Origin of the sequence: Thalassotalea euphylliae (genome assembly GCF_003390395.1) — a bacterium.
Lineage (GTDB): Bacteria > Pseudomonadota > Gammaproteobacteria > Enterobacterales > Alteromonadaceae > Thalassotalea_F > Thalassotalea_F euphylliae_C.
Genome location: NZ_QUOV01000001.1, coordinates 3,473,491 through 3,484,532, shown reverse-complemented (window position 1 = coordinate 3,484,532; position 11,042 = coordinate 3,473,491). Strand labels below are relative to the sequence as shown.

The following is an 11,042-nucleotide window of genomic DNA, read 5'->3' as shown; positions in this document are numbered from 1 at the left end:
GGGATAGAGGAGAACAACTATGTCTGACGTTCAAAAAATTCTTGTCCCTGATGTTGGTGGCGATGAAGTTGAAGTGATTGAAATTGGCTTCGCTGTTGGCGATACGCTGGAAGCTGAAGACGGTATTGTGACCGTTGAAACTGACAAAGCATCAATGGATATTCCTGCGCCAATGGCAGGTGAGCTTGTCGCACTAACCGTAAATGTTGGTGACAAGATCAAAGAAGGTGATGTGATTGGCGAAATTAAAGTTGCTGGCGAAGCTTCAACTGAAGCGCCAGCCGCTGAGCCTGCTGCGGCAGAAGCTCCTGCGTCTCCCGCGCAGACTGAAGCAGCTACGCTTCCAACAACAACGCCTCAAGCCGAAGCGGCAGCCCCCGCAACTGGTGGTAGCGAAGTGATTGATGTTGCTGTACCTGATATTGGCCAAGACGGTGAAGTCGATGTGATTGACGTACTTATCTCCGTGGGTGACGAAGTTGCAGCAGAAGATGGTCTGATCACACTTGAAACTGATAAAGCCACGATGGATGTGCCTTCACCAGAAGCGGGTATTGTTAAAGAAGTGTTGGTCAGCACTGGCGACAAAGTAGGCCAAGGTTCACTGGTGATTAAGCTAGAAACCAATAGCGGCGCACCTGCTGCTATTTCTCAGCCAGCTGCAGAGCCAAAAGCCGAGCCAGCACCAGCGCCTGTTGCTGAAAAGCCAGCAGCTGCGCCAAAAGCTGCACCAGTGCCACATCATCCGCATGCAGGCGACTTTAAATCAACAGGTAAAGTTTATACTTCACCGTCAATTCGCCGTTTAGCACGTGAATTTGGTATTGATTTAACACTTGTTAAAGGGACTGGTCGCAAAGGTCGTATTTTAAAAGAAGACGTACAGTCTTACGTGAAATATGAGTTATCTCGCCCGAAAGCTAACGCTGGCAGTTCAGTCGGTAAAGGCGAAGGTGGCTTGCAAGTAATTGCGCAACCTAAAGTTGATTTCAGCAAGTTTGGTGAAGTGGAAGAAGTAGCGTTAACGCGCATTCAGAAAATTTCTGGTCCAAACTTACACCGCAACTGGGTGACTATTCCACACGTGACTCAGTTTGAAGAAGCTGATATCACAGACGTTGAAGCTTTCCGTAAAGAGCAAAACGTGATTTGTGAAAAGCAGAAAATGGGCTTTAAGATCACGCCGCTTGTGTTCATCATGAAAGCAGTTGCCAATGCCTTAGCGGCATATCCGGTATTCAACTCAAGCTTGAGTGAAGACGGTGAACACTTGATCATGAAGAAATACTTCCACATCGGTGTCGCGGTTGATACACCAAATGGCTTAGTGGTACCAGTAGTACGTGATGTTGATAAAAAAGGCATTTACGAGCTATCAAAAGAGCTACTAGAAATTAGTGTTAAAGCACGTGAAGGCAAGCTTAAAGCGGCCGATATGCAGGGCAGCTGTTTCACGATTTCGAGCTTAGGTGGTATCGGCGGTACAGCGTTTACACCAATTGTTAACGCACCAGATGTTGCTATTCTAGGTGTTTCGAAATCTGAGATGAAACCGAAGTGGAATGGCAAAGAGTTTATCCCACGCTTAATGTTGCCATTATCGCTATCATACGACCATCGTGTGATTGATGGCGCGGTGGCTGCACGCTTTGCTGTGCAGTTGTCGTCGGTAATGTCAGACATTCGCAAATTAGTGCTGTAAGCACATTGATTTAAGAGCCTCATTAGAGGCTCTTATTATTTTGCTAAGATATTGATTAATTGATAGCGAAGTGCCTATATTTTCAGTAAACTTCGCGTCATAAATTGCAAGAATTTCATTAACGACAGGCAAATAACTAAGCTAAAAATGTCGTTAGTCAACCAAACATAACTTTGAGGTTAGCATGAGCAACGAAATTAAAACTCAGGTAGTAGTTTTAGGTGCCGGACCTGGTGGCTACTCAGCCGCGTTCCGTGCAGCGGACTTAGGTTTAGACGTAGTATTAGTCGAAAGCCGTAAAACATTAGGTGGCGTTTGTTTAAACGTTGGTTGTATCCCATCTAAAGCACTACTTCACGTTGCTAAAGTTATTGACGATGCGGCTGATATGGCTTCTCACGGTGTGAGCTTTGGTAAGCCGGAAATTGATTTAGACAAAATCCGTAGCTGGAAAGACAGCGTAGTTGCACAGTTAACTGGCGGCTTAGGCGGTATGGCTAAGCAACGTAAAGTAACGACTGTTTACGGTTACGGTAAATTCACTTCTGATAAAACTATCGCAGTTGAAACAGAAGAAGGTACGAAAACGATTTCGTTCGACAACGCGATTATTGCCTGTGGCTCTTCAGTGGTTGACCTACCATTCATCCCAAATGATGACCCACGTGTTATCGACTCTACAGGTGCGTTAGAGCTTAAAGATATTCCAGAAGAAATGTTAGTACTAGGTGGCGGTATTATCGGCCTAGAAATGGGTACTGTTTACAGCTCATTAGGCGCTAATGTATCGGTTGTTGAATTTGCTGACCAGCTAGTACCAGCTGCTGATACTGACATGGTGAAAATCTACACCAAGCACAACAAAAAGCGTTTCAAAGACATTATGCTTTCAACCAAAGTGACTGCGGTTGAAGCAAAAGACGACGGTTTATACGTAACGTTTGAAGGTAAAAACGCACCAGAAGGCCAAGTGCGTTACGACAAGATCTTAGTTGCTGTTGGTCGTAAGCCAAACGGTCACTTAGTTGCAGCTGATCAAGCTGGTGTTAATGTTGATGAGCGTGGCTTTATCAATGTATCAAACGAGCTTCGCACTAACGTGAGCAACATTTTTGCGATTGGTGATGTTGTTGGTCAACCAATGCTTGCGCACAAAGCGGTTCACGAAGCACACGTTGCTGCGGAAGTTATTGCTGGTAAGAAGCACGTATTTGAACCACGTTGTATTCCTTCAATTGCTTACACAGATCCAGAAATTGCATGGGTAGGTGTGACTGAAGGTGAAGCGAAAGAGCAAGGCTTAAACATTGAGGTTGCTAACTTCCCGTGGGCAGCATCAGGCCGTGCTATTGCGTCAGCACGCACAGAAGGTAAAACCAAGCTGATTTTTGAAAAAGAATCAGGCCGCGTACTTGGTGGTGCGATTGTTGGTATCAACGCTGGTGAAATGTTAGGTGAAATCTGTTTAGCGGTTGAAATGGGCGCTGATGCAGAAGATGTTGCATTAACCATTCACGCTCACCCAACACTAAACGAGTCTATCGGTTTAGCGGCAGAAGTATTTGAAGGTTCAATTACTGACTTACCAAATGCCAAAGCAGTTAAAAAGAAAAAGTAATTAACTAAGCTTACTTTTTTACCAAGATGATTAAAGCCAGCGTTTATCGCTGGCTTTTTTATTGTCAGCTTTTACACTAGGTAAATTACCCTCTTGTAAGGATTTCATTTTGAAAGCATTTTATTGTTGCATGAAATCGGTTTTCGCTTGTTTTATTCTGGCTACTGTTCATGGCCAAGCTAATGCACAGCATCAAAAAGGCAAATTTGAAACTGACTTCGATCACCGCGTGCAGTTTAAACTCGTCAAACAAACCGATAAGCAATATCACTTGGAAGTTGCGCGCTTAGGTGGTGTTTCATTTGAGCGTATGAATTTATTTACCACTCGAAAGGCAAAGCGTATTTGTGGCGATATGGGCTATAGCATTAAGTACTTGGAAGGAGTCGAGAGCTTTGACGATCGCAATGCTAAACCTAACTATATTTTCCCTTCATTAACGGTGGAGATTAGCTGTCCGTAAAAAGAGGGAGTATTGTTGACTAGTAGATCAAACTTCTCTGAACCCAAACTACAGGCAATAAAAAAGGGCTGCTATTAAGCAGCCCTTTTAGTCTCTAGTTTAAAAGCTATGATAGCTGATTAGCTAGGATCAGCAATCTTAACTGCAACTGCACCAGAAGCTGGTGTTGTCATCGCTTCAGTAGGTGGCGCGAAACGTGTTAGGTCGATACCTTCAACAGCCGCTGTGTACTCATCCATCGTCGGGAAGCGACCTAAGATAGTTGAAAGTACTACTAGTGGTGTTGAACCTAGTAACGATTCACCTTTCTTCTCTGCGCTATCGGCTACAACACGACCTTGGAATAGGCGAGTAGAAGTAGCGATTACCGTGTCACCTGGTTCTGCTTTTTCTTGGTTGCCCATACATAAGTTACAGCCCGGGCGCTCAAGGTATAAGATGTTTTCGTAGCTCTTACGTGCTTCACCTTTCGGGTTTTCATCGTCAAATACGAAGCCAGAGTATTTCTCTAGAATTTCCCAATCACCTTCAGCTTTTAACTCGTCAACGATGTTGTACGTTGGTGGAGCAACAACAAGTGGTGCATTGAATTCGATTGAACCGTTTTGCTTCTCTAAGTTACGGAACATTTGCGCGATAATTTGCATATCACCTTTGTGAACCATACAAGAACCAACGAAGCCTAAATCAACAGGGCGGTCGTTGTAGAATGAAACAGGGCGAATTACATCGTGGGTGTAACGCTTAGAAACGTCTTCGTTGTTAACGTCTGGGTCAGCAATCATTGGTTCAACGATTGTGTCCAAATCAACTTCAACTTCTGCGTAGTATTTAGCGTTTTCATCTGGTGCTAGCGCAGGTGTTTCACCAGACGTAATACCAGCGATACGTTCATCAGCTAACTTGATTAAGCCAGCTAATGTTTGTGCTTCGTTATCCATACCCTTATCGATCATGATTTGGATACGAGATTTTGCAAGCTCGATAGACTCAATTAATGTTTCATCATTTGAGATACAAACAGATGCTTTCGCCTTCATTTCCGCTGTCCAGTCAGTGAACGTGAACGCTTGGTCAGCTAGTAAAGTACCAATGTGTACTTCGATTACGCGACCTTGGAATACGTTTTCACCTTCGAACTGCTTAAGCATTTGTGCTTGCGTTGCGTGAACGATATCGCGGAAGTCCATGTGATCAGCCATTTTACCTTTGAAGGTAACTTTTACTGACTCTGGAATTGGCATTGCAGACTCACCTGTAGCAAGTGCAATCGCTACCGTACCTGAGTCAGCACCGAATGCGACACCTTTAGACATACGCGTATGTGAGTCACCACCGATGATGATGGCGCGATCGTCAACCGTGATGTCGTTCAATACTTTGTGAATAACATCAGTCATTGAGTGGTAAACGCCTTTCGGATCACGGGCTGTGATTACACCGAATGCATTCATAAATGCCATTAGCTTAGGCGTGTTAGCTTTTGCTTTGCTGTCCCATACTGATGCCGTGTGACAACCTGATTGGAATGCACCGTCAACAAGAGGAGAAATTGTAGAAGCAGCCATCGCTTCTAATTCCTGACACGTCATAGGACCTGTTGTATCTTGAGAACCAACGATGTTTACTTTAACACGTACGTTAGAACCTGCGTGTAATGGCGCATCAGATGCAACACCTACCGCGTTACGGTTGAAGATTTTCTCAACAGCCGTTAAGCCTTGACCTTCGTGAGAGATTTCTTTTGCTGCTGCGTATACAACAGGTGCATCTACACCTAACGCTTGGGCAGCGAACGTTTGTAACTTCTTACCAAAAGTCACCGCGTAAGAACCACCCGCTTTCATGAACTCTTGCTTTTGTGGTGTGAATGCAGAAGCAACGTCAGCAACTTCTTCGCTACCGCTGAATAATTTCTTCGCTTTAGTATCGATAGTCAGCACTGTACCTGTAGCTACAGAGTAGGCTTCTTCTAACACTGGGTCGCCATTTGCGTCAGTAACCGTGTTACCGTCAGCGTCTACTTTCTTCACCCAGTTCTTAAGGTCAAGACCAATACCACCAGTTACATCAACTGTTGTTAAGAAAATTGGTGCAATACCGTTAGTACCTGCAACTACTGGTGCAATGTTGATGAACGGTACGTATGGTGAAGCTTGCTCACCAGCCCAAAGTGCTACGTTGTTCACACCAGACATACGTGATGAGCCAACACCCATAGTGCCTTTTTCAGCAACTAGCATGACTTTTTTACCAGGGTGCTCTTTTTGAAGTGCAACGATTTCTTGTTGTGCTTCAGGCGTAATCATACATTGACCGTGTAACTCACGGTCAGCGCGTGAGTGAGATTGGTGACCTGGCGATAGTAAGTCAGTTGAGATATCACCAACACCAGCAACGTAAGTTACTACTTCAATTTTCTCTGAAACTTCAGGTAATTTTGTGAAGAATTCAGCTTTTGCGTAGCTTTCTAAAATCTCTTTAGCTACTGCGTTACCCGCTTTGTATGCTGCTTCAAGGCGAGCAGTGTCAGCGTCGTATAAGAATACTTGTGTTTTTAATACGTCTGCCGCAGGCGCAGAAACTGAAGCATCCTCACCTAATGCAAGGTCAAGAAGTACTTCAATTGAAGGACCACCTTTCATGTGTGAAAGTAGTTCGAATGCGAACTCAGGTGTGATCTCGGCAACGGTTACTTGACCTAGGATGATTTCTTTTAGGAATTTCGCTTTGGTACCAGCAGCACTGGTTGTGCCTGGTAGTGTGTTGTAGATGAAGAAGTTTAATGATTCTTCACGGTGTGCATTATCTTGATCTTTAATCTGTTCGATAATTTCCGCTAATAGCTCAGCGCTATCAATTGGCTTAGGTGCAAGACCAAGCTCTTCTTTACGGCTTTTGATTTCCGCTAAATATTCTGAATACAAGCTCATGTGATACTCACTTTGATTAAAAAATGCTAATTGACGGGTATTAGTATGATTATTTCGGACGGTATTTTACCTGATTTTTTGGCGACGAGTAATCATTTGCTGAAATAAGTGGCATTTATATGATTTATGAGAGTTAGAAATTTTAATTATAGTAGTTATGGGGGCTGCTAAATATGGCTTTAAGTATTTGCCAAATAGACAGGGGCAGGTAATAAATGACGCCAATTAGTCAATTGTCGCAGAGTTCATTCGCTTGCTTACATTTACTTATACCAAAGTCTAATTCATTGGAGCCTGGTTATATTTTAGGTTTATAGGATGTTGATAATTTGTCTTCTGATTTTAGCGTTTAAGTAGCTATCAACTAAACTCAGCAGAGATAAATCGTAAAAGATACCTAGTACTCAAACGCTTCGTCAATTGGCGTATTTATTAGAACTAGGTTGCGCCAAGCGAGAGGGGGAATATCGTGCTTGAAGAATATCGCAATCACGTAACAGAACGCGCTGCACAAGGGGTTACTCCGAAACCATTAGATGCAGAACAAACGGCAGCATTAATTGAGTTAGCTAAAGCACCTCCTGAGGGCGAAGAAGCTTTTTTAGTCGACCTCTTGTCTAATCGTATACCTCCAGGCGTTGATGAAGCCGCCTATGTTAAAGCGAGCTTTTTGGCAGCCGTGGCGAAAGGCGAAACACACTCACCAATCATTTCTGCAAAGCATGCCACTGAATTATTGGGCACTATGCTAGGTGGTTACAACATTCAGCCGATGATTGACCTACTTGACGATCATAAGCTGGCAGAGATAGCCGCTGCTGGGTTGAAGAAAACCCTACTAATGTTTGATGCTTTTTTTGACGTGAAGGAGAAAGCGGAAGCTGGCAATCAAGCCGCACAAACGGTGATGCAATCTTGGGCCGCAGGCGAGTGGTTTACCTCAAAGCCTGCGGTTGCAGAAAAAATCACAGTAAAAGTGTTTAAAGTGATTGGTGAAACCAATACCGACGATCTTTCCCCTGCACCAGATGCTTGGTCGCGCCCTGATATTCCAGTTCATGCCAAGGCCATGCTGAAAATGGCACGTGATGGTATTACCCCCGACGAGTCGGGGGCGATTGGTCCCATCAAACAAATTGAAACTATGCAAAAAGACGGCATACCGCTAGCCTATGTCGGTGATGTCGTCGGTACGGGGTCATCGCGCAAATCAGCCACAAATTCTGTGCTTTGGTTTATGGGAGAAGATATTCCTTACGTGCCGAATAAGCGCACTGGTGGCGTGTGTTTGGGCGGTAAAATTGCACCAATTTTTTACAACACTATGGAAGATTCTGGCGCATTGCCAATCGAGTTAGATGTTCAGAAAATGCATATGGGTGATGTGATTGATATTTACCCCTACGAAGGCGTTGTCAAAAATAGCACAGGCGAAGTTATCGCTGAGTTTGAACTGAGCCCAGTATTGCTTGATGAAGTGCGGGCAGGCGGCCGCATCCCACTAATTATTGGACGAGGGTTAACCAATCGCGCTCGTGAAGCACTGGGTTTAGGCGACATTGATTTGTTCGCAAAGCCGATAGACGCGGTAACATCAAGCAAAGGTTTTACGTTAGCACAGAAAATGGTGGGCAAAGCCTGTGGTGTACAAGGGGTAAGAGCTGGCCAATATTGCGAGCCGAGAATGACAACCGTTGGCTCGCAAGACACTACAGGGCCAATGACGCGCGACGAGTTAAAGGATCTCGCCTGTTTAGGCTTCTCGGCCGATCTTACTATGCAGTCATTTTGCCACACCTCTGCTTATCCTAAACCTGTTGATGTGCATACCCATCATACGTTACCAGATTTTATGATGAATCGCGGTGGTGTGTCGCTGCGTCCAGGTGACGGCGTGATCCATTCTTGGCTAAATCGTATGCTGCTGCCCGATACCGTTGGCACAGGTGGCGACTCCCATACCCGTTTCCCACTTGGTATTTCATTTCCAGCAGGCTCTGGGTTAGTGGCTTTTGCGGCAGCTACCGGGGTAATGCCATTAGATATGCCAGAGTCTGTATTAGTGCGTTTTAAAGGCAAGATGCAGCCGGGTATTACTTTGCGCGACTTAGTCCATGCGATTCCTTATTACGGTATTAAAGAAGGCCTATTAACAGTAGAAAAAGCCGGTAAAATGAACGAATTTTCTGGTCGCATTTTGGAAATTGAGGGCTTAACTGGGTTAACGGTAGAGCAGGCCTTTGAGCTTTCCGATGCCTCTGCTGAGCGCTCGGCGGCAGGCTGTACAATTAAGCTGGAAGAAGCAGCGGTAAAAGAGTATCTAAGCTCTAATATCATTATGCTCAAATGGATGATTAGCGAGGGCTATGGTGATGTTCGCACTATAGAGCGAAGAATAAATGCTATGGAAGATTGGTTAGCGAGTCCATCACTTATGAGTGCTGACAGCGATGCCGAATATGCCCATATTTTGGAGATAGACTTAGCTGATATTACTGAGCCGATTGTTTGCTGCCCGAATGACCCTGACGATGCCAAGCGCCTGTCAGAAGTTGCAGGCGATAGTGTCGATGAAGTATTTATTGGTTCATGTATGACCAATATTGGCCATTTTCGTGCCGCCGGAAAGTTATTAGAAAGCCATATGAATAATACTGGTGGCGTGTTGAATACGAGAATGTGGGTCGCACCGCCGACCAAAATGGACCGCGATCAACTGACCGAAGAGGGTTACTATTCTATTTATGGTAAAGCAGGTGTTCGCATTGAAACGCCGGGCTGCTCATTGTGTATGGGAAACCAAGCACGCGTTGCTGATAACGCTACTGTGTTATCAACTTCGACCCGAAACTTTCCCAATCGTTTAGGTACGGGGGCAAATGTGTATTTAACTTCTGCCGAGTTAGCTGCGGTTGGCGCCATTTTAGGGAAATTGCCCACACCTGCTGAGTACTTTAAATATGCGAAGCAAATAGACGCCACGGCGGCAGACACCTACCGTTACTTAAACTTTCATCAGATGGAGCGTTACACAGAAAAAGCAAAGTCGGTTATTTTGCAAGTGACGGCATAGAAAACTGAATCAACGTAGCTTTTGAACAACTTTGATGACAACTGTGTAGGTTGGATTTTTTTTATTTGTATATGTAAGGCTTTACTATTTTAAGCAAAGATAGCTCTATTCGATAAATTAAGTGAACAGGGCTATTCATATGGAAATTATTGCACTGATACTCTTTGTTTTATCTACGTCAGGAACACCGGGTCCGAACAACATCATGCTGCTAAGTTCTGGGCTGAATTTTGGCATCAAAAAAACAGTGCCGCATATGCTAGGCATCAATTTAGGCTTTCCATTAATGATTGTCGGCGTAGGTATTGGCTTGCTTTCACTATTTCAGGCCTTGCCTTCACTGTTTATGGCGATGAAGTTGCTAGGGGGGAGTTACCTTATTTATTTGGCTTTTAAAATTGCAACGACGCCAGTGACTGCCGAAGCACAGCCACAAAGCCACCTACAAGCCAAGCCGTTATCTTTTATACAAGCTGCGGCTTTTCAATGGGTGAATCCTAAAGCTTGGATAATGGCGGTATCAGCGATAGTGACTTTCTCATCAGTGGAAAGCTCTACCATTGATAACCTCACGGTTATTGCCTTAATTTATTGCTTGTTCGGATTACCTTGTTCTTTTACTTGGATGGCCGCTGGTGCGGGCTTGAAAAATATTTTGCAAAAACCTTTATTTATCGCTTGGTTTAATCGAGTGATGGCGAGTCTGCTGGTTGTTTCACTTATTCCAATGTTTAGGGCTGAGTTGATATAAACCTAAGGTATTTAGTAACTACAGATTAACCACGAACTTGGTCTGTGGGCTTTCGGGGCAGCATTAATACCAATTGAAATAAATACTTAATCATTCAGCGAGAATTAAAAGGCTTAGAGGCAAGGCATTGCTTGCAGAGAATGGTTATTCCCTTGGCAAAATCAATAACGCAGCATATAAGCCTTTTAAACTCGCCCTTTGGGAGCGTGTCAGCGGCGCGATAATTTCGCCAAATTTATTCGATTTAGAGCAACTATATCTGCACAAATTTGGTTGATTCTCCCACCGCTGTCAACGCTCTGAATTGATCAATTAATTAATTCAATTGGTATAATGCTTGGTTTGACAAATCAGCAGCACTTTCTAGGCTTTGAAGTGTAGTACATCAAGAATAAGAAAATTAGGGATAGTCTAATTTAGAAAGGGAAGTTGAGTCTTCCTGACGTATCTAGCAGTAATTAGCTTATTTTCACATTCTGCGACTTTTTAGTTAATTAAGCAC

At 44.1% G+C, this 11,042-nt stretch carries 6 protein-coding genes; 5 read left to right on the top strand and 1 reads right to left on the bottom strand.

Annotation, left to right across the window (positions count from 1 at the left end):
• Nucleotides 1-19 precede the first annotated feature (19 nt).
• The 3 genes from aceF to DXX92_RS15335 all read left to right on the top strand — a co-directional run bounded on the left by aceF (nucleotide 20) and on the right by DXX92_RS15335 (nucleotide 3,783).
• Nucleotides 20-1,702 carry a dihydrolipoyllysine-residue acetyltransferase gene (aceF, locus tag DXX92_RS15345; protein WP_116001252.1) on the top strand — a complete coding sequence of 561 codons (1,683 nt, stop codon included), beginning with the start codon at nucleotides 20-22 and terminating at the stop codon, nucleotides 1,700-1,702.
• A 184-nt stretch (nucleotides 1,703-1,886) separates the two neighbouring features.
• Entirely contained in the window at nucleotides 1,887-3,320 is a 1,434-nt protein-coding gene (gene lpdA, locus DXX92_RS15340) for a dihydrolipoyl dehydrogenase (protein ID WP_116001250.1), read from the top strand.
• 130 nt (nucleotides 3,321-3,450) lie between these two features.
• Nucleotides 3,451-3,783: a hypothetical protein gene (locus DXX92_RS15335; protein WP_116001248.1), complete on the top strand. Its 333-nt coding sequence runs from the start codon at nucleotides 3,451-3,453 to the stop codon at nucleotides 3,781-3,783.
• Nucleotides 3,784-3,902: 119 nt separating this feature from the next.
• On the opposite strand, the gene DXX92_RS15330 is transcribed toward DXX92_RS15335, so the two are convergent.
• Complete coding sequence (locus DXX92_RS15330; protein WP_116001247.1) at nucleotides 3,903-6,716, bottom strand: bifunctional aconitate hydratase 2/2-methylisocitrate dehydratase; 2,814 nt, start codon at nucleotides 6,714-6,716, stop codon at nucleotides 3,903-3,905.
• A gap of 469 nt (nucleotides 6,717-7,185) precedes the next feature.
• Between DXX92_RS15330 and acnB the strand changes: the two genes are divergently transcribed.
• Together acnB and DXX92_RS15320 are read left to right on the top strand one after the other, a co-directional pair.
• Complete coding sequence (acnB, locus tag DXX92_RS15325) at nucleotides 7,186-9,789, top strand: bifunctional aconitate hydratase 2/2-methylisocitrate dehydratase (protein WP_116001245.1); 2,604 nt, start codon at nucleotides 7,186-7,188, stop codon at nucleotides 9,787-9,789.
• 139 nt (nucleotides 9,790-9,928) lie between these two features.
• Nucleotides 9,929-10,540, top strand: a complete 612-nt coding sequence (locus DXX92_RS15320) for a LysE family translocator (protein WP_116001243.1) — start codon at nucleotides 9,929-9,931, stop codon at nucleotides 10,538-10,540.
• Nucleotides 10,541-11,042: the final 502 nt, after the last annotated feature.